This window comes from Streptomyces sp. bgisy159, assembly GCF_965341775.1.
GTDB lineage: Bacteria > Actinomycetota > Actinomycetes > Streptomycetales > Streptomycetaceae > Streptomyces.
In genome coordinates this window covers 62,209-81,815 of sequence record NZ_CBDQZH010000007.1, presented here as the reverse complement: position 1 = coordinate 81,815, position 19,607 = coordinate 62,209, and the positions used below count along the sequence as shown (strand labels likewise).

The 19,607-nt window shown below is 71.2% G+C and carries 15 protein-coding genes; 7 read left to right on the top strand and 8 right to left on the bottom strand.

What is annotated here, in order from left to right:
* Positions 1–80: 80 nt before the first annotated feature.
* From ACSLTV_RS09725 to metH, 3 genes are all read right to left on the bottom strand, one after another.
* On the bottom strand, positions 81–1,691 hold the full coding sequence (locus ACSLTV_RS09725) for an ABC transporter substrate-binding protein (protein ID WP_432134554.1): 1,611 nt from the start codon (positions 1,689–1,691) through the stop codon (positions 81–83).
* A 440-nt stretch (positions 1,692–2,131) separates the two neighbouring features.
* The gene (locus tag ACSLTV_RS09720) at positions 2,132–2,833 is read right to left on the bottom strand and encodes an HAD family hydrolase (RefSeq protein ID WP_432134555.1); all 702 of its coding nucleotides are present in this window, start codon (positions 2,831–2,833) and stop codon (positions 2,132–2,134) included.
* A gap of 160 nt (positions 2,834–2,993) precedes the next feature.
* Positions 2,994–6,518, bottom strand: coding sequence for a methionine synthase (gene metH, locus ACSLTV_RS09715; protein WP_435611976.1), 3,525 nt, complete (start codon positions 6,516–6,518; stop codon positions 2,994–2,996).
* 308 nt (positions 6,519–6,826) lie between these two features.
* Between metH and ACSLTV_RS09710 the strand changes: the two genes are divergently transcribed.
* The 6 genes from ACSLTV_RS09710 (at position 6,827) to ACSLTV_RS09685 (ending at position 14,099) form a co-directional block, all read left to right on the top strand.
* Positions 6,827–7,591, top strand: coding sequence for an IclR family transcriptional regulator (locus ACSLTV_RS09710; RefSeq protein ID WP_432134557.1), 765 nt, complete (start codon positions 6,827–6,829; stop codon positions 7,589–7,591).
* A 424-nt stretch (positions 7,592–8,015) separates the two neighbouring features.
* On the top strand, positions 8,016–8,810 hold the full coding sequence (locus ACSLTV_RS09705) for an MIP/aquaporin family protein (RefSeq protein ID WP_432134558.1): 795 nt from the start codon (positions 8,016–8,018) through the stop codon (positions 8,808–8,810).
* An 89-nt stretch (positions 8,811–8,899) separates the two neighbouring features.
* Positions 8,900–10,438, top strand: coding sequence for a glycerol kinase GlpK (gene glpK / locus ACSLTV_RS09700; protein ID WP_432134633.1), 1,539 nt, complete (start codon positions 8,900–8,902; stop codon positions 10,436–10,438).
* A 55-nt stretch (positions 10,439–10,493) separates the two neighbouring features.
* Positions 10,494–12,110, top strand: coding sequence for an FAD-dependent oxidoreductase (locus tag ACSLTV_RS09695; RefSeq protein ID WP_432134559.1), 1,617 nt, complete (start codon positions 10,494–10,496; stop codon positions 12,108–12,110).
* A gap of 197 nt (positions 12,111–12,307) precedes the next feature.
* The gene (locus ACSLTV_RS09690) at positions 12,308–12,991 is read left to right on the top strand and encodes a FadR/GntR family transcriptional regulator (protein ID WP_432134560.1); all 684 of its coding nucleotides are present in this window, start codon (positions 12,308–12,310) and stop codon (positions 12,989–12,991) included.
* Positions 12,992–13,124: 133 nt separating this feature from the next.
* Positions 13,125–14,099 (top strand): PAC2 family protein, encoded by a 975-nt coding sequence (locus ACSLTV_RS09685; RefSeq protein WP_432134561.1) that lies wholly within the window; start codon positions 13,125–13,127, stop codon positions 14,097–14,099.
* Between the two features lie 59 nt (positions 14,100–14,158).
* Here ACSLTV_RS09685 and mshC read toward each other — a convergent pair whose 3' ends face one another.
* The 4 genes from mshC to ACSLTV_RS09665 form a co-directional block, all read right to left on the bottom strand.
* Positions 14,159–15,388 (bottom strand): cysteine--1-D-myo-inosityl 2-amino-2-deoxy-alpha-D-glucopyranoside ligase, encoded by a 1,230-nt coding sequence (gene mshC / locus ACSLTV_RS09680; RefSeq protein WP_432134562.1) that lies wholly within the window; start codon positions 15,386–15,388, stop codon positions 14,159–14,161.
* A gap of 127 nt (positions 15,389–15,515) precedes the next feature.
* Positions 15,516–16,334 (bottom strand): SCO1664 family protein, encoded by an 819-nt coding sequence (locus ACSLTV_RS09675; RefSeq protein ID WP_435611975.1) that lies wholly within the window; start codon positions 16,332–16,334, stop codon positions 15,516–15,518.
* Positions 16,298–16,888, bottom strand: a complete 591-nt coding sequence (locus ACSLTV_RS09670) for a DUF3090 domain-containing protein (RefSeq protein ID WP_432134564.1) — start codon at positions 16,886–16,888, stop codon at positions 16,298–16,300. The genes ACSLTV_RS09675 and ACSLTV_RS09670 overlap by 37 nt, the downstream gene beginning before the upstream one ends.
* Before the next feature lie 98 nt (positions 16,889–16,986).
* On the bottom strand, positions 16,987–17,673 hold the full coding sequence (locus ACSLTV_RS09665) for a histidine phosphatase family protein (RefSeq protein WP_432134565.1): 687 nt from the start codon (positions 17,671–17,673) through the stop codon (positions 16,987–16,989).
* Positions 17,674–17,735: 62 nt separating this feature from the next.
* Here ACSLTV_RS09665 and ACSLTV_RS09660 point away from each other — a divergent pair, with 62 nt between their 5' ends.
* Positions 17,736–18,731: a magnesium and cobalt transport protein CorA gene (locus ACSLTV_RS09660; protein WP_432134566.1), complete on the top strand. Its 996-nt coding sequence runs from the start codon at positions 17,736–17,738 to the stop codon at positions 18,729–18,731.
* A gap of 19 nt (positions 18,732–18,750) precedes the next feature.
* On the opposite strand, the gene ACSLTV_RS09655 is transcribed toward ACSLTV_RS09660, so the two are convergent.
* Entirely contained in the window at positions 18,751–19,539 is a 789-nt protein-coding gene (locus ACSLTV_RS09655) for a ferritin-like domain-containing protein (RefSeq protein WP_435611974.1), read from the bottom strand.
* Between the last annotated feature and the right edge of the window lie 68 nt (positions 19,540–19,607).

Here is a 19,607-nt window from a genome sequence, read left to right as displayed (position 1 = left end):
GTGCCTTGTCGTCGGTTCTCGTGATCCCGGGGCCGTCTCCCGGGCGCCGGGGGCCGGGCCCGAGGGCCCGGAAGGTAGCGTCAGCCGCTCACACCGCGGCCGAGCTCCCAGAGCTGGAGCGTCGAGGAGGAATTCAACGCGTAGGCGGTGCCGGTGACGGTGTCCCGGGCGGCGACGTAGTCCTTGCCCTGCCACAGCGGGAGGACCGGGACGTCCTCGGCGACGATGTCCTGAATCTCCGTCAGGCTCTTCTCGGCGGCCAGCCGGTCGGCCTCGCGACGGGACTCGGGGATCAGCGTGTCGATGATCTCGCGGTTGGCGTACGGCGACTTCAGGAAGTTGTTCCTGCCGAGGAACGGTGCGAGGAAGTTGTCCGCGTCGGGGAAGTCGGGGAACCAGCCCATGCCGTAGGCGGCGTACTCGCCCTTGCGCTGGGCCGGGACGAACTTCGACCAGGGGGTGCCCTGGACGGTGACGTCGAACAGGCCGGTCCCGTTCAGCTGTCGGCGCAGTTCCTCGAACTCCTGCTTGGTGCCCGAACCGTAGTGGTCGGTGGTGTAGTGCAGGGTCAGCTTGACCGGGGTGTCGACGTCCGCCTTCTTCAGCAGCGACTTGGCCTTGCGGACGCTGGGGTCGCCGTACTTGTTGAAGAAGGAGTTGGAGTGTCCGGTGACCGAGGCGGGGACCAGCGAGTAGAGCGGTTCGGCCTGGGTGCCGTAGACCTTGGAGACCAGCTTGGTGCGGTCGATGACCTGGGCCATGGCCTGGCGGACGGCCTTGGTGCCGACGGTCGGCGCGTCGGTGTCGAAGGCGAGGTAGCGGATGCTGAGGCCGGGCACGTCGACCAGGTCGATGTCGTTGTCGGTGGACGCGCCGGTGACCATGGTGCGGATCTGGTCGGGCGTCATGGTGCGCGCCATCAGGTCGATGTCGCCCTGGTCGAGAGCCTCGCCCATGGCGCCGGCGTCCGCGAAGGAGACCAGCTCGACCTTGCTGTTGTTCACCTTCAGCGCACCCTGGTAGTGGGGGTTCTTGGTGAAGACCGCCTTGGTCATCTCCTCGCCGTCGACCTCGGCCCTGAGCATGTAGGGGCCGGAGCCGTCCACGGCGAACCCGTCGCGCAGCTTGTCCTTGGCGTAGTCGTCGGGGTTGACGATGCCCGCGACCGGGGTGGACAGCTTGTAGGGGAAGGTGGCGTCGGCGGTGTTGAGGTGGAAGATGACCTCGCGGTCGCCCTTGGTCTCGACGGTGTCGATGGTGTTCAGCAGTTCGGCGACCTCGGAGTCCGCCTTGATGGCGAGCGTGCGGTCGATGGAGAACTTCACGTCCTCGGCGGTGATGGGGTCGCCGTCGGAGAACTGCAGGCCCTTCCGCAGTGTGCAGGCGTAGCGCTCGTTGCCGGTGTCGGTGAAGGAGCAGCTTTCCGCGGCCTCGGGGACGGGCTGGCCGTCGCCCTTGGGCTGGATCATCAGGGTCTGCACGGTCTGGCGCAGGACGTTCCAGGTGTTGACGTCGTAGGCGTAGGCCGGGTCCAGCGGTGCGGGGACGTCGTCGGTAGCGGTGAACCGGTCGGTGGTGCCGACCACGATGGCGTCGCCGCCACCGCTGCCGCCGTCGGACCCGCCGCAGGCGGCGAGTACGGGCGCGAGCAGACCGAGGACGGCCGGCAGCACCAGGGTTTTGCGGTTCATGCTCGTGATTCTCCAGAGCGTCGGTCCGTGTATCCGGCACGCAGGGGTGGCGCGGCCGGTCACGGGGGCAGTGCGATGTTCTCGCGACGAGATTAGTGCGCGCCGGCAGGGGGTTTCGTACGCCCGAGAGTTGAGTGCCCATCACGCAGTGGAACCGGCTGCGGACGGTCCGAAAACCCGACAGCGGAAGGATTCGTGCAGGCATCCATGAATCGGGACACAAGGGTGCGCCGATCACCCCCGAACGGGGGTGGACAGGGCACTGACAGCCACTCCGGGCGTCTGCGGGGAGTGGTGAACGTCACATTCCGTGACGGGGGTGCGAGGGATGGAATTCGGCCGTGGGTGACGCGGGGAATTCCCCTGGCGGGACGGCGCCGAATTCCGCTCCTAAGGGGGATGCGGTCCCTCGCTAACGGGGGTGCACGCTGGGTGAACGCCTATCGCATTTCCGTCATCAGGTCGCGCAGAAATGTCACGTCGACCTGTTCCAGGGAGGTCACGACGGTGCGGCGGGTGGCCGGGGTGATGGGCGCCACGGAGGGTACGGCCACCACGTGGCAGCCGGCGGCCTCGGCGGCGGCGACGCCGGTCGCGGTGTCCTCGATGACGGCGCATCTGGCCGGATCCACTCCCAGCCCGGAGGCGGCCAGCAGGTAGGGGTCGGGGTGCGGCTTGGTGCGCGAGACCTCGTCGCCGGCGACGGTGAGGGTGAAGTGGTGGGCGCCGATCGAGGTGAGCACGCGGTCGATGATGCGCCGGTGCGAGGCGGACACCAGGGCCGTGGGCATCTGGTGCTCGGCGAGTTCGGCGAGCAGCCGGGCGGCGCCCGGCATCAGGGGCAGGGTGCGTCCGATGCGGTGCTCGAAGCCCTCGTTGAGCAGGACGCTGAGTTCGGCGAGGGTGACGTCGGCGCCGGTCGCCTCGATGAGGAAGCCCGCGCTGCGGCTCATGGGGCCGCCGACCACGACATGGCGCCAGGATTCGTCCAGGGTGTGGCCGAGTCCGGCGAAGACCTCGACTTCGACGTCCCACCAGAAGCCCTCGGTGTCCACCAGGGTGCCGTCCATGTCGAGGAAAACGGCCTGCAGGGCCGAGCCTTCGGCCGTGCGGGTTCCGAGTGCGGGGACCGTGCTGGTCATCCACGTACCTCCTTGGGGGACGAGCAGGCCGGTTGCACCATTCCACGAAGGGGGCAACCGGCCTGCGGTGGACCGACCAGTGTACGACTCGCGCGTCCGAAGCGCCTCGTTTGAAATCTCCGCCGGGGGGGGCACCCGGCGGATGGCGCCGGGGGCTCCTTCAGCGTGCGTTGAAGTACTTGGCCTCGGGGTGGTGGATCACGATGGCGTCCGTGGACTGCTCGGGGTGGAGCTGGAACTCCTCCGAGAGGTGGACGCCGATCCGTTCGGGCTGGAGGAGTTCGGCGATCTTGGCGCGGTCCTCCAGGTCGGGGCAGGCGCCGTAGCCCAGGGAGAAGCGGGCGCCGCGGTACTTCAGTTCGAACATGGCCTCGATCTCGGTGGGGTCCTCGCCAGCGAAGCCCAGCTCCGAACGCACCCGCGCGTGCCAGTACTCGGCCAGCGCCTCCGCCAGTTGCACGGACAGGCCGTGCAGTTCGAGGTAGTCCCGGTAGGCGTCGGACTCGAACAGCCGGGCGGTCTCCTCGCCGATCCGGGAGCCCACGGTGACGACCTGGAGGCCCACGACGTCCCTCTCCCCGGACTCCTCCGGGCGGAAGAAGTCGGCCAGGCACAGCCTGCGGCCTCGGCGCTGGCGCGGGAAGGTGAAGCGGGTGCGCTCGTTGCCGGCGTCGTCCAGGATGATCAGGTCGTCGTCCTTGGACACGCAGGGGAAGTAGCCGTAGACCACGGCCGCTTCGAGGAGGTTGTCGGTCTGCAGCCGGTCCAGCAGGCCGCGCAGGCGGGGGCGGCCCTCGGTCTCGACCAGTTCCTCGTACGTGGGCCCCTCACCGGTGCGGGCCTGCTTCAGGCCCCACTGGCCCTTGAACAGGGCGCCCTCGTCGAGCCAGCCGGCGTACTCCTTGAGCGGGATGCCCTTGTGGATCCGGGTGCCCCAGAACGGTGGGGCGGGCACCGGGTTGTCGGTGGCGACGTCGGAGCGGACGTGGCCCTCCTGAGGGCGCTCCTCGACCTGGACGGCGGCGGCGCTCCTGACCCGGCGCTGCCGCAGCTCGGGAAGCGCGGCGCCGGGCACGCCCCGCTTGACGCCGATGAGGGCGTCCATCAGGCGCAGGCCCTCGAAGGCGTCGCGGGCGTAGCGGACCTCGCCCTGGTAGATCTCGTGCAGGTCCTGCTCGACGTAGGCCCGGGTGAGGGCGGCGCCGCCGAGGATGACCGGGAAGCGGGCGGCGAGGCCGCGGGCGTTCAGCTCCTCCAGGTTCTCCTTCATGATCACTGTGGACTTCACCAGGAGCCCGGACATGCCGATCACGTCGGCCCGGTGCTCCTCGGCGGCGTCCAGGATCGCGGAGACCGGCTGCTTGATACCGAGGTTGACGACGTTGTAGCCGTTGTTGGACAGGATGATGTCGACGAGGTTCTTGCCGATGTCGTGGACGTCGCCGCGCACGGTCGCCAGGACGATCGTGCCCTTGCCCGCGTCCTCGCCGTCGTCGCTCTTCTCCATGTGGGGTTCGAGGTGGGCGACGGCCGCCTTCATGACCTCGGCGGACTGCAGGACGAACGGCAGCTGCATCTGGCCGGAGCCGAACAGCTCGCCGACGACCTTCATGCCGTCCAGCAGGGTCTCGTTGACGATGTCCAGGGCGGGCCGCTCCCGCAGGGCCTCGTCGAGGTCGGCCTCCAGGCCGTTGCGCTCGCCGTCGATGATGCGGCGCTTGAGGCGCTCCTCCAGGGGCAGCGCGGCCAGTTCCTCGGCCTTGCCGGCCTTGAGCGACTTCGCCGTGGCCCCCTCGAAGAGCTGCATGAGCTTCTGGAGCGGGTCGTAGCCCTCGGCGCGGCGGTCGTGGATCAGGTCCAGGGCGGTGCGGACCTGCTCCTCGTCGAACCGGGCGATGGGAAGGATCTTCGAGGCGTGGACGATGGCGGAGTCCAGGCCGGCCTTGACGCACTCGTCGAGGAAGACGGAGTTCAGCAGGATGCGCGCGGCCGGGTTGAGGCCGAAGGAGATGTTGGACAGTCCCAGGGTGGTCTGCACGTCGGGGTGGCGGCGCTTGAGTTCTCGGATCGCCTCGATGGTGGCGATGCCGTCCCCGCGGGACTCCTCCTGGCCTGTGCAGATGGTGAAGGTCAGGCAGTCGATGAGGATGTCCGACTCGTGGATGCCCCAGTTGCCGGTCAGGTCCGCGATCAGCCGTTCGGCGATCTCCACCTTCTTCTCGGCGGTGCGGGCCTGGCCCTCCTCGTCGATGGTCAGGGCGATCAGCGCGGCGCCGTGCTCCTGGGCGAGCCTGGTGACCTTGGCGAACCGGGACTCGGGGCCGTCGCCGTCCTCGTAGTTCACCGAGTTGATCACCGCGCGGCCGCCGAGCTTCTCCAGGCCGGCACGGATGACGTCGACCTCGGTGGAGTCCAGCACGATCGGCAGGGTGGAGGCGGTGGCCAGGCGCCCGGCCAGTTCCTCCATGTCGGCGACGCCGTCGCGGCCGACGTAGTCCACGCACAGGTCGAGCATGTGCGCGCCCTCGCGGATCTGCTCGCGGGCGATCTCCACGCAGTCGTCCCAGCGGCCCTCCAGCATGGCCTCGCGGAACTTCTTGGAGCCGTTGGCGTTGGTGCGCTCGCCGATCGCGAGGTAGGAGGTGTCCTGGCGGAACGGGACGGTCTGGTAGAGGGAGGCGGCGCCCGGCTCGGGCTGGGGGCTGCGCTCGGCCGGGGCCAGGCGGTGGGCCCGCTCGACGACCTGGCGCAGGTGCTCAGGGGTGGTGCCGCAGCAGCCGCCGATCAGGGAGAGGCCGTAGTCCTTGACGAAGTTCTCCTGGGCGTCCGCCAGACCCTCGGGGCCGAGCGGGAAGTGCGCGCCGTCCTTGGTGAGGACGGGCAGGCCGGCGTTCGGCATGCACAGCAGCGGGATCCTCGAGTGGCGGGCGAGGTAGCGCAGGTGCTCGCTCATCTCGGCGGGGCCGGTGGAACAGTTCAGGCCGATCATGTCGACGCCGAGCGGTTCCAGCGCGGTGAGCGCGGCACCGATCTCGGAGCCGAGCAGCATGGTGCCGGTGGTCTCGAACGCCATGGAGACCAGCAGCGGGACGTCGACGCCGGTGGCGTCCATGGCGCGGCGGGCACCGAGGATGGAGGCCTTGGTCTGCAGCAGGTCCTGGGTGGTCTCCACGATCAGGGCGTCGGCCCCGCCGGCGAGCAGGCCCTCGGCGTTCTGCTGGAAGCCGTCGCGGATCGTGGCGTACGGGACGTGGCCGAGCGTGGGCAGCTTGGTGCCGGGGCCGATGGAGCCCAGCACCCAGCGCTGCCGCCCGTCGCGCGCGGTGTAGGCGTCGGCGGTCTCGCGGGCGACGCGGGCGCCGGCCTCGGAGAGCTCGTGGACGCGGTCGGCGATGTCGTACTCGGCCATGGCCGCGTGGTTGGCGCCGAAGGTGTTGGTCTCGACGCAGTCCACACCGGCGTCGAAGTACGCCTCGTGGACGGAGCGCACGATGTCGGGCCGCGTGAGGTTGAGGATCTCGTTGCAGCCTTCGAGCTGCTCGAAGTCCTCGAGCGTGGGCTCCTGGGCCTGGAGCATCGTGCCCATGGCTCCGTCGGCCACGACCACACGGGTGGCAAGGGCCTCACGGAGCGCGGACACACGGGTCCGGCTGTCGGCGGAAGGGGTCAGCGGCACAGAGGCCATGAAAGGGCTCCCTCGGGTGCGACGGCTGTCGGCTTTGCGGTCCCCCGGAACGCGCGCGGACCGCGGCCCCGGGGAAGGGCACGCCGTCAGAGTAGCCGGGACCGAGGGCTTATGGTCAGGGCGTCCACGGGCCGGACGGGCGGCGCGGGGACCGCCGGGGCCGACCGGGTCGGCCGAAACGCATCGCCGGACCATTAGCGGGAGGTCGGCATGGACCGGTAGTGTTCGGCATTGCCGAACGATGACTCCACGGACTCACGTGGGACACGGACGGCCGGACGGGTCGAGGGGACGGAGGCAGGGGAGCGATGGCACGGAACATCCAGTCGCTCGAAAGGGCGGCCGCGATGCTGCGGCTGCTCGCGGGCGGCGAGCGACGGCTCGGCCTGTCGGACATCGCCTCGTCGCTGGGCCTGGCCAAGGGGACCGCGCACGGCATTCTGCGCACCCTGCAGCAGGAGGGCTTCGTCGAGCAAGACGAACCCTCCGGGCGCTACCAGCTGGGGGCGGAACTGCTGCGGCTGGGCACCACCTACCTCGACGTGCACGAACTCCGCGCGCGGGCCCTGGTGTGGACGGACGACCTGGCCCGGGCCAGCGGGGAGAGCGTCCACCTGGGGGTGCTGCACCAGCAGGGGGTGCTGGTGGTGCACCACGTCTTCCGCCCCGACGACAGCCGCCAGGTACTGGAGATCGGGGCCATGCAGCCGCTGCACTCCACGGCCCTGGGCAAGGTGCTGTCGGCCTACGACCCCGTGGCGCACAGCGAGGCCCTGGAGGCCGACCGCAAGGCCTTCACGGACCGGACGGTGTCCGACCTGGACGACTTCGAGCAGATCCTCGACCTCACCCGCGCGCGCGGGTGGGCCGCCGACGTGGAGGAGACCTGGGAGGGCGTGGCGTCCGTCGCCGCCCCCATCCACGACCGCCGGCGCATGCCGGTGGGGGCGGTCGGCATCACCGGCGCCGTGGAGCGGGTGTGCCGCGACGGTGAGCTGCGGCCGGAGCTGATAGCGGCGGTACGGGACTGCGCCCGCGCGGTGTCGCGGGACCTCGGTGCCGGGCGGTTCTAGACCCCCCTGCCCCTTTCTCCGGCCCGCTCCCCCGCCGCCCCGCCCTCCGCCACCCTCTCCCGTCCCTTCCGGCCTCCTCCGGCCTCCTCCGGCCCACACCGGGGCGCCCTACGGCGCCCCGGTTTTGCGTTGCCCGCTTGGTCATTTGGGGCGAATCTGTACACATCCCCAGCCGACCCACTGGCAGATCAATAACCCGCATCGATCAGTAACGATCAGGTTTTCGATAACAGAACTCTTGACGCACGTGTGACGCCGCGACAAGACTCCCGTCCATCGGTCGGCATTGTCGAACACCTACCGGCAATACGCGCTAGAGTGTGACAACGCCAAGGGCCGGCATCGCTCTCACCCCCGAGGGCGCCAGACCCCCGGAGGGACCCGGGGTTCGGTTACCCCTGGACGAAGGACAAAGGAGTCGCGGGTGTCCAGCTCCGACATCTTCATCGGCGAGACCATCGGTACCGCCATACTCATCCTGCTCGGCGGCGGCGTCGTCGCCGCTGTCGTACTCAAGGCCTCCAAGGCACGAAACGCCGGTTGGCTCGCCATCACCCTCGGGTGGGGCTTCGCGGTCATGACGGCCGTCTACATCTCGGCGCCCCTGTCCGGCGCCCACCTCAACCCGGCCGTGACGCTCGGCATCGCGATCAAGGACGGCGAGTGGAGCAACGTCCCCACCTACCTGGGCGGACAGCTGCTCGGCGCCATGATCGGCGCGACCCTCGTCTGGCTCGCCTACTACGGCCAGTTCCACGCACACCTGACCGACAAGGAGATCGTCGGCGGTCCGGGTGCGCAGGACACCAGGGCCAAGGCCGTCGAGGCCCAGGAGGAGGGCGCCGGCCCGGTCCTGGGTGTCTTCTCCACCGGCCCCGAGATCCGCAACGTGGCACAGAACCTGGCCACCGAGATCATCGGTACCTTCGTGCTCGTGCTCGCGGTCCTCACCCAGGGCCTGAACGACCAGGGCAACGGCCTGGGCACCCTGGGCGCCCTGATCACCGCTTTCGTGGTCGTCGGCATCGGCCTCTCGCTCGGCGGTCCGACCGGCTACGCCATCAACCCGGCGCGTGACCTCGGCCCGCGCATCGTCCACGCCCTCCTGCCCCTGCCCAACAAGGGCGGCTCCGACTGGGCCTACGCATGGATCCCGGTGGTCGGTCCGCTGATCGGCGGCGCCATCGCGGCAGGCATCTACAACGTCGCTTTCGCCTGAAGCAGCCGCTTTTAGCCCTGAGCACCAGTAGAAACAGTCCCCCCGACCACGGAACCCAGGAGCACACAGTGACCGACGCCCACGCCGGTATCTCCTCCCACGGGCACGGCCCGTTCATCGCAGCCATCGACCAGGGCACCACCTCCAGCCGCTGCATCGTCTTCGACCGGGACGGCCGCATCGTCTCCGTCGACCAGAAGGAGCACGAGCAGATCTTCCCGAAGCCGGGCTGGGTCGAGCACGACGCCAACGAGATCTGGGCCAACGTCCAGGAGGTCGTCGCCGGAGCCGTCGCCAAGGCCGGCATCACCCGCGACGACATCAAGGCCATCGGCATCACCAACCAGCGCGAGACCACGCTGCTGTGGGACAAGAACACCGGTGAGCCCGTCCACAACGCCCTCGTCTGGCAGGACACCCGCACCGACGCCCTCTGCAAGGAGCTCGGCCGCAACGTCGGCCAGGACCGCTTCCGCCGCGAGACCGGCCTGCCGCTGGCCTCCTACTTCGCCGGCCCCAAGGCGCGCTGGCTGCTGGACAACGTCGAGGGCCTGCGCGAGCGCGCCGAGGCCGGCGACATCCTCTTCGGCACCATGGACACCTGGGTCATCTGGAACCTGACCGGCGGTGTCAACGGCGGCAAGCACTACACCGACGTCACCAACGCCTCCCGCACCCTGATGATGAACCTCCACACGCTGGAGTGGGACGACAAGATCTGCGAGTCCATCGGCGTGCCGATGGCGATGCTGCCCGAGATCCGTTCCTCCGCCGAGGTCTACGGCGAGATCACCGGCGGCAAGCTGGGCGACCTGCTCGGCGGCATCCCGGTCGCCTCCGCGCTCGGCGACCAGCAGGCCGCGCTGTTCGGCCAGACCTGCTTCGCCGAGGGTGAGGCCAAGTCGACGTACGGCACCGGCACGTTCATGCTGATGAACACCGGTGAGAAGATCATCAACTCGTACAGCGGCCTGCTGACCACGGTCGGGTACCGCATCGGGGACCAGGCGCCGGTCTACGCCCTGGAGGGCTCGATCGCCGTCACCGGTTCGCTGGTGCAGTGGATGCGCGACCAGATGGGCCTGATCTCCACCGCCGCCGAGATCGAGACGCTCGCGCTCTCCGTCGAGGACAACGGCGGCGCCTACTTCGTGCCGGCCTTCTCCGGCCTGTTCGCGCCGTACTGGCGTCCGGACGCGCGCGGTGTGATCGCCGGCCTGACCCGGTACGTCACCAAGGCGCACCTCGCGCGCGCCGTACTGGAGGCCACCGCCTGGCAGACCCGGGAGATCTCCGACGCCATGACGAAGGACTCCGGCGTCGAGCTCGCCGCACTGAAGGTCGACGGCGGCATGACCTCCAACAACCTGCTGATGCAGACGCTCTCCGACGTCCTGGACGCGCCCGTGGTGCGCCCGATGGTCGCCGAGACCACCTGCCTCGGCGCCGCCTACGCCGCCGGTCTCGCCGTCGGCTTCTGGACCAGCACCGACGACCTGCGCGCCAACTGGCGGCGGGCCGCCGAGTGGACCCCCCGCATGGACGCGGACACCCGCGACCGTGAGTACAAGAGTTGGCTCAAGGCCGTCGAGCGGACCATGGGCTGGCTCGAGGACGACGAGAGCTGACGACAGCCTACGAACGCTCTTCTAGGCGAGCTCTGATGAGGAGTACAAACCCGACATGACCAGTCAGTCCACCCTGCAGTCCATACCTGCCCTGGGCACGCGCCCGGCCTCCGGCTCCCTGCCGAGCCGCGCCGAGACCCGGGAGCGGCTCTCCAAGGCGTCGTACGACCTTCTCGTCATCGGCGGCGGCATCCTGGGCATCTCCACCGCCTGGCACGCCGCGCAGTCCGGTCTCAGGGTGGCACTGGTCGACGCCGGCGACTTCGCCGGCGCCACCTCCTCCGCCTCCTCGAAGCTGCTCCACGGCGGTCTGCGCTACCTGCAGACCGGCGCGGTGAAGCTGGTGGCGGAGAACCACTTCGAGCGCCGTGCGGTCTCCCGCCAGGTGGCCCCCCACCTGGCGAACCCGCTCACCTTCTACCTCCCGGTGTACAAGGGCGGGCCGCACGGCGCGGCGAAGCTCGGGGCGGGCGTCTTCGCCTACTCCGCGCTCTCCGCCTTCGGTGACGGGGTGGGCCACCTGCTCTCCCCCGCGAAGGCGGCGCAGGACGTGCCCGAGCTGCGCACCGACAACCTCAAGGCCGTCGCCGTCTACGGCGACGACCAGATGAACGACGCGCGCATGGCGCTGATGACGGTCCGTGCGGCCGTCGACGCCGGTGCCGCCGTCCTCAACCACGCCGAGGTCACCGGGCTGCGCTTCACCCGCGGCCGGGTGACGGGCGCCGAGCTCCGGGACCGCCTGTCCGGCGACGAGTTCGGCGTCGACGCGCGGCTGGTGCTCAACGCCACCGGCCCCTGGGTCGACCACCTGCGGCGCATGGAGGACCCGAACGCCGCGCCGTCGATCCGGCTGTCGAAGGGCGCCCACCTGGTCCTGAAGCGGACCGCCCCGTGGCGGGCCGCGCTGGCCACGCCGATCGACAAGTACCGCATCACCTTCGCCCTCCCCTGGGAGGACATGCTGCTGCTCGGCACCACGGACGAGGAGTACGAGGGCGACCCGGCCGAGGTCGCGGTCAACGACAAGGACATCGCCCAGATCCTGGACGAGGCCGCCTTCTCCATCCGCGACCAGCAACTGGACCGCGACCTGATCACCTACGCGTTCGCCGGTCTGCGGGTGCTGCCGGGCGGCCCCGGCGACACGGCGAAGGCCAAGCGCGAGACGGTGGTCACCGAGGGGCGGGGCGGCATGCTGTCCGTCGCGGGCGGCAAGTGGACCACCTTCCGGCACATCGGCCGTACGGTGATGCAGAAGCTGGAGTCGCTGCCGGGCCACCCGCTCGGCGACGACTTCGAGCCGATCTCCTCGCTGCCGAAGAAGCTGCCGCTGCCCGGTGTCGCCAACCCGCGCGCGGTCGCCCACCGGCTGCTGGTCGACAACCCGGCGCCGGGCCCGCGGATGGCGGCCGACACCGCGAAGCACCTGGCGACCCACTACGGCTCGCTGGCCTTCGACATCGCGCGCCTGGCGAACGAGCACCCCGAGCTGAGCGAGCGCGTCCACCCCGACGCGCCCGAGATCTGGGCGCAGGTCGTCTACGCCCGCGACCACGAGTGGGCCGAGACGGCGGACGACGTGCTGCGCCGCCGTACGACGCTGACGATCCGGGGTCTGGCCACGGACGAGGTCCGTGCGAAGGTCCAGGACCTGCTCGACAAGAAGTGACGGCGCCTGCCGGCCCACCTCCCTGACCGGGGCCGGCATCGCGAAGGGGGCGGCTCCCCGCCGGCGGAGCCGCCCCCTTGGCACGCCCGGGGCCGTGCCCGCGGCCTGGAACGGCGACGTGGTCGCCGCACGGCCCGTCCCTGCAGCCTCCATAATGACCTGATACATCCGATGTCTGAGTCAGCGGGAGGCCCGTCATGGCAGTCACCGACGAGGCGATCGAGAAGATCAAGGGCATGATCGTCTCCGGCGCGCTGCGCCCCGGCGACCGGCTCCCCAAGGAGAGCGAGCTCGCCGCCGACCTGGGCCTGTCCCGCAACTCCCTGCGTGAGGCCGTACGGGCTCTGTCGCTCATCCGCATCCTGGACGTGCGCCAGGGCGACGGGACGTACGTGACCAGCCTGGACCCCCAGCTGCTGCTGGAGGCGCTGAGCTTCGTCGTGGACTTCCACCGCGACGACACCGTGCTGGAGTTCCTGGCGGTGCGCCGCATCCTGGAGCCGGCCGCCACCGCCATGGCGGCCCTGCGGGTCAGCGAGCGGCAGCTGGACGCCCTGGACGCCCGGCTGGACCGGCTCGGCGAGCGGCCGTCCGTGGAGGAACTGGTCTCCGCCGACCTGGAGTTCCACCGGGACATCGTGCGCGGCGCCGGCAACTCGGTGCTCTGTTCGCTGCTCGACGGTCTGTCCGGCCCCACCACGCGGGCCCGGATCTGGCGGGGTCTCACCCAGCGGGACGCGGTCGCCCGCACTCTGAGCGAGCACCGCGCGATCCTGGCCGCCCTGCGTGACCGGGACGCGGAGGCGGCGCGCTCCTGGGCGACCGTGCACATCGCGAGCGTGGAGCGGTGGCTGCGCGGCTCGCTGGGAGCGGCACCGTGATCGTCGGGGTGTCCGGGGGTGGCGAGCGGGGCAGTGATCCGTTCACTCCCCCGCGCAAGGGGGATGCGGGCGCCCCCGCGCCACGCCGTAAGGTTGGGTGGTCAAGCGAGGGCACGTCGGAAGGAGGCGCTGGGTGATCGAGCTGGAGGGGGTTCCCGAGCTGATCGACCCAGTCATGGTGGCCGCGTTCGAGGGCTGGAACGATGCCGGCGACGCCGCCTCCACCGCGGTCGCGCACCTGGAGCGGGAGTGGAAGGGCGAGGTGTTCGCCGCGCTCGACGCCGAGGACTACTACGACTTCCAGGTCAACCGGCCCACGGTGTGGATGGACGCCGGAGTACGCAAGATCACCTGGCCGACGACGCGGTTGTCGGTGGTGCGGGTCGGCGGCGACAAGCCGCGCGACCTGGTGCTCGTCCGCGGGATCGAACCGTCGATGCGCTGGCGTTCGTTCTGCAACGAGCTGCTGGGCTTCGCGCACGAGCTGGGCGTGGAGCTGGTGGTGGTCCTGGGCGCCCTGCTCGGCGACACCCCGCACACACGTCCGGTGCCGATCAGCGGCACCACGTCCGACGCGGACCTGGCCCGCCGCATGGACCTGGAGGAGACCAAGTACGAGGGCCCCACGGGCATCGTCGGCGTCCTCCAGGAGGCCTGCACCCATGCCGGCGTGCCGGCCGTCAGTCTCTGGGCGGCCGTGCCGCACTACGTCTCGCAGCCGCCCAACCCCAAGGCCACGCTGGCGCTGCTCAACCGGCTGGAGGACCTGATCGACGTGCGCATCCCCCTGGGCGAGCTGCCCGAGGACGCGCGCGCCTGGCAGGTCGGCGTGGACCAGCTGGCCGCGGAGGACAGCGAGGTCGCCGAGTACGTGCAGACGCTGGAGGAGGCCCGGGACACCGCGGAGCTGCCGGAGGCCTCGGGCGAGGCCATCGCCCGGGAGTTCGAGCGGTACCTGCGGCGCCGGGACGGCGGCGGCCCGCCCGGCGGCCACGCCACGGCCGACGGCGAGGGCACCTCGTACCTGCGGGACACCCCCGGCGAGCGGAGCCGGCCGCCGAAACCGCCCAAGCCGAGCGGCGAGGACGAGGATTCGTCGGAGGACTGAGCAGGAGGGGCGCGCTTCCCGGGTCGGGAGGCGCGCCCCTCGCTGTGGGTCCGGCGTCGCTACAGCGCCACGCCCAGGAGAGCGTCGACGGCGCGTGAGACCACGCCGGGCGCGCTGATGTCGGTACCGCCCCGCTCCTCCTGGAGGGCGACCCAGCGGTCCACGGCGGCGAGGGCGGCCGGGGCGTCGAGGTCGTCGGCCAGGGCCTCGCGGATCTCCTCCACGAGGGCGTCGGCGGACGGGCCGTCGGGCCGCGACACGGCGGCGCGCCAGCGCCCGAGTCGGGCGACCGCGTCGGCCAGCACCTGGTCGGTCCACTCCCAGTCGGCCCGGTAGTGGTGGGCGAGCAGGGTCAGCCGGACGGCGGCGGGGTCGACGCCGTCGCGGCGCAGCGTGGAGACGAAGACGAGGTTGCCCTTGGACTTGGACATCTTCGCGCCGTGCAGGGCGACCATCCCGGCGTGCACGTAGGCCTTGGCCATGGGGAACGCGCCGGTGAGGACCTGGGCGTGCGAGGCGCCCATCTCGTGGTGCGGGAAGGCGAGGTCGGAGCCGCCGCCCTGGACGTCGAAGCCCATGCCGAGGTGGTCCAGCGCGATGGCGACGCACTCGATGTGCCAGCCGGGCCGGCCGGGGCCGAGAGAGGCGCCGTCCCAGCTGGGCTCGCCGGGCCGGGCGGCCATCCACAGCATCGGGTCCACCGGGTTCTTCTTGCCGGGCCGGTCGGGGTCGCCGCCGCGCTCGGCGGACAGCAGGCGCATGGCGGCGGCGTCGAGTCCGGAGACCCTGCCGAAGTTCGGGTCGGACTCGACGGAGAAGTAGATGTCCCCTTCGAGTTCGTAGGCGGCACCGAGATCGCGCAGTCGTTCGACGAGCGGCACGATGCCGGGTATCGCCTCGACGGCGCCGACGTAGTGCTGGGGCGGGAGCATCCGCAGAGCGGTCATGTCCTCGCGGAAGAGGGCGGTCTCCTTCTCGGCGAGGGCCACCCAGTCGAGGTCGTCGCGCCGGGCGCGTTCCAGCAGCGGGTCGTCGACGTCGGTGACGTTCTGGACGTAGTGAACCTGCCGCTTGGTGTCGAGCCACACGCGCTGCACGAGGTCGAACGCGTTGTACGTCGCCGCGTGCCCCATGTGGGTGGCGTCGTACGGGGTGATGCCGCACACGTAGATGCGGGCGACCGGACCGGGGTCGAGAGTGACCAGGCCGCCGGTCGCGGTGTCGTGGATCCTCAGGTCGCGGCCCTGACCGGGCAGGGCGGGGACCTCGGAAGCGGGCCAGGCATGCATGTCATGAGCCTAACCGGACCGGAGTTCGGTATACGAACCGGAGTGGGCCGAGTTGGCCGGGAAGGCCCTCTTGCGGGTTTCCGGGTGGTGTGCGGTCCACTCGCCGGCCGGACGGGCGGTGGGCCCCTCAGACCGGCGGCCAGGGGATGGCGGGCCACTCACCGCTCGGCTCCGGATGGGTCCCGGTGGTGAGCAGCGCGTCGACACGCGCGCGTGTGGCGTCGGTCTCGGCGGCGGTGATCAGGGGGGCCAGGGCCGCCGTCAGCTCCCCGCCGGGCTCCAGGGCCTCCCTGAGGCCCCTGAGGACCGTCAGGGCCTCCGCGGTCAGGGGCTCCCCCGCCCAGCCCCACAGCAGGGTGCGCAGCTTGTTCTCGACGTTGAAGGTGACGCCGTGGTCGATGCCGTAGAGCCGCCCGTCACCGGCGGGCAGCAGATGGCCGCCCTTGCGGTCGGCGTTGTTGATCACCGCGTCGAGGACGGCGAGCCGCCGCAGCCGTTCGTCGTCGGCGTGCACCAGCAGCGCGGTGCGGCCCTCCCCGACCTCGGCGAACCCGACCGCCTTCCAGCCCGGCGCGGGCTCCTCGCCGTCGACGAGGGCCAGCAGCTCGCCGCCGGGCTCGGCGTCGATCCACAGCTGGCACATGCCCTCGCCGTACGGGCCGTCGCGCAGCACGGTGGGCGGCACCAGGCCCCAGCCGGTCGCCTCGGAGACCGCGTGGGCGGCGGCCTCACGGCCGGCCAGCGTGCCGTCGGGAAAGTCCCACAGCGGCCGCTCGCCGGCGACCGGCTTGTAGACGCAGGCGGCCTCGCGGCCCTCGTACGCCACCGTGCAGTACAGGGCCGCGTTGGAGGCTTCCCGGATGCGCCCGCGCACGGTGAGCACGCCCTCGGCGAGCAGTCGCGCGGCGCTCACGCGCCGCGGCGGTATCCGTTCTGGCGCGGACATACGTGTCCTTCCGGGTCGAGCGGCAGACTGCACAGCGGGCACGGCGGCCGGCCGGCGTTGACGACGTCGAGGGCGCGTTTGGCGAAGGCCCTGGCCTGGGCGCCGGTGAGGCGGACCCGCAGCATCGGCGGGCCGTTCTCCTCGTCCTGCAGCAGCCGCTCCTCGGCCGCGGCGAGGTCCTCCTCGGTCTCGACGTCGAGCTCCACGAGGGCCTGCGCCTCGACGATCATGCGCTGTTCCTCGCCGTCCCAGGCGAGGGCCATGGTGCCGACCCGGAACTCCTCCTCGATCGGGGTGTCGAGGGGAGCGGTGTCGGTGATCTCCGAGGGGGCCACGGCGGGCACGGAGGCACTGCCCCCGCTGCGCCGCACGACCTCGTCCAAAAGCTCTTCCATGCGCTCCGCGAGCGCGGCGACCTGGGTCTTCTCCAACGCCACGCTGGTCACTCGGGGACCGGCCGTGGCCTGGAGGAAGAAGGTACGGCGCCCGGGCAGTCCGACCGTACCGGCCACGAAGCGGTCCGGGGGGTCGTAGAGGAACACCTGACGGGACACGTCCTGTCTCCATGGGATTCGTGGGTGCGTGCGGGGTTGGTGCGGCCGTCCATGCGGGCACGCGCGGGTGCGGACCGCTTCACCCTACTGCGGGACGATCACGGTGCGCCCGCGCCGCCCCCGACCGTGGCGTCCTCGGCGGGCGGCTCCTCGCGCGGCGCGAGGGAGGCGAAGTCGCCGGTGTCGCCCAGCCGCAGCAGAAAGGGGCGGGTCCGGGTGTAACGGATCGCTGTGATGGAACACGGTTCCACTGACACCCGCTGGAAGAGGTCGAGATGCAGTCCGAGCGCGTCCGCCACGAGCGACTTGATGATGTCGCCGTGCGAACACATCAGATAGACGGCGTCGGGGCCGTGGTCACGCTCCACGCGCGCGTTCCACTCACGCACCGCCTCGGCGGCGCGGGTCTGCATGGCCCGCATGGACTCGCCGCCGGGGAACGCGGCAGCGGACGGGTGCGCCTGGACGACCTGCATGAGCGGTTCGTCGTTCAGCTCGGCGAGTTTGCGGCCGCTCCAGTCGCCGTAGTCGCACTCGGTGATCCCCTCCTCGGTGTGCGGGCGCAGTGCCGGACGGGCGTCGAGGAGGGGCCCGATGGTCTCCCGGCAGCGCTGCAGGGGGCTGGTGACGACCTCGGCCAGAGGCAGGGCGGCGAGCCGTCCGGGCAGCGCGGCGGCCTGGGCGGCGCCGCGTTCGTCGAGGGCGACGCCGGGCGTACGGCCGGCGAGCACGCCCGAGGTGTTGGCGGTGGACCGGCCGTGCCGGACCAGGATCAGCGTGGGCATGCCGCCCAGGGTAGGCACACTCCCGGGTGCGGAGGCGGCCGGTCGGCGGGACAATTCGCTCCGTGATCGTCGACTGTGCCCTCTACCGCGAAGGACACCGCGCCGAGGCGGCCGGGGACCTCTCGGCCGCGCTGGCGGCGGCCCGGGCCACCGGCGGCTTCGTGTGGATCGGCCTGCACGAGCCGACGGAGCCGGAGTTCGACCGGGTCACCGAGGAGTTCGCGCTGCACCCGCTGGCCGTCGAGGACGCCCTCAAGGCGCACCAGCGGCCGAAGCTGGAGGTCTACGAGGACTCGCTGTTCCTGGTGCTCAAGCCGGTCGTGTACGAGCCGCACAGCGACACCGTGTCCTCCGGCGAGGTCATGGTGTTCCTCGGTGACTCCTTCGTGGTCACCGTCCGGCACGGAGAGGGGGCGCCGCTGGCCGCCGTGCGGCGCCGGCTGGAGGCCGACCCCGACATGCTCGCCGAGGGGCCCACGGCCGTGCTGTACGCGATCAGCGACGCCGTGGTCGACCACTACCTGGAGGTGGCGCGCGAGCTGCAGACCGACCTGGAGGAGCTGGAGGCGGAGGTGTTCTCCCCGGAGGTGGGCGGGTCGCGGAACACCGCCTCGCGGATCTACGGCTTCAAGCGGCAGGTCCTGGAGTTCCGCCGGGCGACCGGCCCGCTGGGGATGCCGCTGACGCGGCTGGCGGGCGGCGGGGGCCTCGGCGGTGCGGTGCCGTACGTGCGGGACACGGCGCGACCCTTCTTCCGGGACGTGCACGACCACCTGAACCGGGTCAACGACTCGGTGGAGGGCCTGGACCGGCTGGTCTCCGACGTGCTCTCGGCGCATCTGGCGCAGACCGGCGTACGGCAGAACGACGACATGCGGAAGATCTCCGCGTGGGCGGCCATGGCCGCGGTGCCCACGATGCTGGCCGGCGTCTACGGCATGAACTTCGAGCACATGCCGGAGCTGCGCTGGCCCTGGTCGTACCCGGCGCTGATCGCGCTGATGGCCGCCCTGGAGGTGCTGCTGTACCGGACCTTCAAGAGCCGGGGCTGGCTGTAGAGCCGGGGCCGGCCGTAGGTCAGACGAACTTGGCGGCCGGTGCCACAGGGCGGCCGAGCGGGTCGCGGCGCTCGGGCATCTCCAGGGACACCATGCGCCGCCAGCCCGCGAAGCGCTCCCACGCGTACACGGCGCGGACGCCGGCCGCGAGCACCGCCGACTTGGCCCGGGGCCAGCCGAGGAGGCGGCCCATGTGAGCGGTGACGGCGAGGCTGACGTCCCGGTAGACGCGGATCTCGGCGAGCGCGCACGCGCGCAGGGCGCCCTGGACGGCGCGGCCGTGCCCGGCGTGCGCGAGGCGCAGCAGTTCCTCGTGGCAGTAGGCGAGGTGGTTGTCCTCGTCGGCGGAGATCATGCGCACCGCGCGGCCGATGTCGGGGTGGTCGGCGAAGTGCTTGCGCAGCAGTTCCATCTGCTCCGAGGCGCGCTGTTCGGTGACCCTGCTGTGAGCGAGGTAGGTGACGATGTCCTGGACGGTGAGCGGGTGGTCGGCCCTGAGCCTCTCGTGCGCGAGGCCGATGCCCGCCCGTTCCAGGAGCATGGTGTAGTCGGTGTCGGGCGGGACCGGGACGGGTTCGAGACCGCGCTTCTTCAGCAGTGCGTTGAAGATGCGCCCGTGCTTTTCCTCGTCGGCGCCGTGGCGGGCGATCCTGGGGGCGAGGTCGCGCTCGTCCGGCGGGACGAGGGCGGCGATCCGGGCGTTCTCCCAGCCGCCCTGGGCCTCACCGCCGGCGGCGATCGAGCAGAACAGCGCGAAGGACTCGTCGTGGTCGAGGATCTCCTGGAACAGGCTCTTGGCCGACAGCATGGTGGGCACCTCTCTGCGTTCCGCAGGCTTCCGCGAAGACCGAGTCAAATGCGGCGGGGCGGGCCCTG

What these genes read in the sequence shown, in the direction of transcription:
- ACSLTV_RS09675 (WP_435611975.1), bottom strand. Translation starts at nt 16,334, where the DNA reads ATGTCCGCGCCAGAACGGATACCGCCGCGGCGCGTGAGCGCCGCGCGA.
- mshC (WP_432134562.1), bottom strand. Translation starts at nt 15,388, where the DNA reads ATGCATGCCTGGCCCGCTTCCGAGGTCCCCGCCCTGCCCGGTCAGGGC.
- ACSLTV_RS09665 (WP_432134565.1), bottom strand. Translation starts at nt 17,673, where the DNA reads ATGCCCACGCTGATCCTGGTCCGGCACGGCCGGTCCACCGCCAACACC.
- ACSLTV_RS09720 (WP_432134555.1), bottom strand. Translation starts at nt 2,833, where the DNA reads ATGACCAGCACGGTCCCCGCACTCGGAACCCGCACGGCCGAAGGCTCG.
- metH (WP_435611976.1), bottom strand. Translation starts at nt 6,518, where the DNA reads ATGGCCTCTGTGCCGCTGACCCCTTCCGCCGACAGCCGGACCCGTGTG.
- ACSLTV_RS09710 (WP_432134557.1), top strand. Translation starts at nt 6,827, where the DNA reads ATGGCACGGAACATCCAGTCGCTCGAAAGGGCGGCCGCGATGCTGCGG.
- ACSLTV_RS09655 (WP_435611974.1), bottom strand. Translation starts at nt 19,539, where the DNA reads ATGCTGTCGGCCAAGAGCCTGTTCCAGGAGATCCTCGACCACGACGAG.
- ACSLTV_RS09725 (WP_432134554.1), bottom strand. Translation starts at nt 1,691, where the DNA reads ATGAACCGCAAAACCCTGGTGCTGCCGGCCGTCCTCGGTCTGCTCGCG.
- ACSLTV_RS09690 (WP_432134560.1), top strand. Translation starts at nt 12,308, where the DNA reads ATGGCAGTCACCGACGAGGCGATCGAGAAGATCAAGGGCATGATCGTC.
- ACSLTV_RS09695 (WP_432134559.1), top strand. Translation starts at nt 10,494, where the DNA reads ATGACCAGTCAGTCCACCCTGCAGTCCATACCTGCCCTGGGCACGCGC.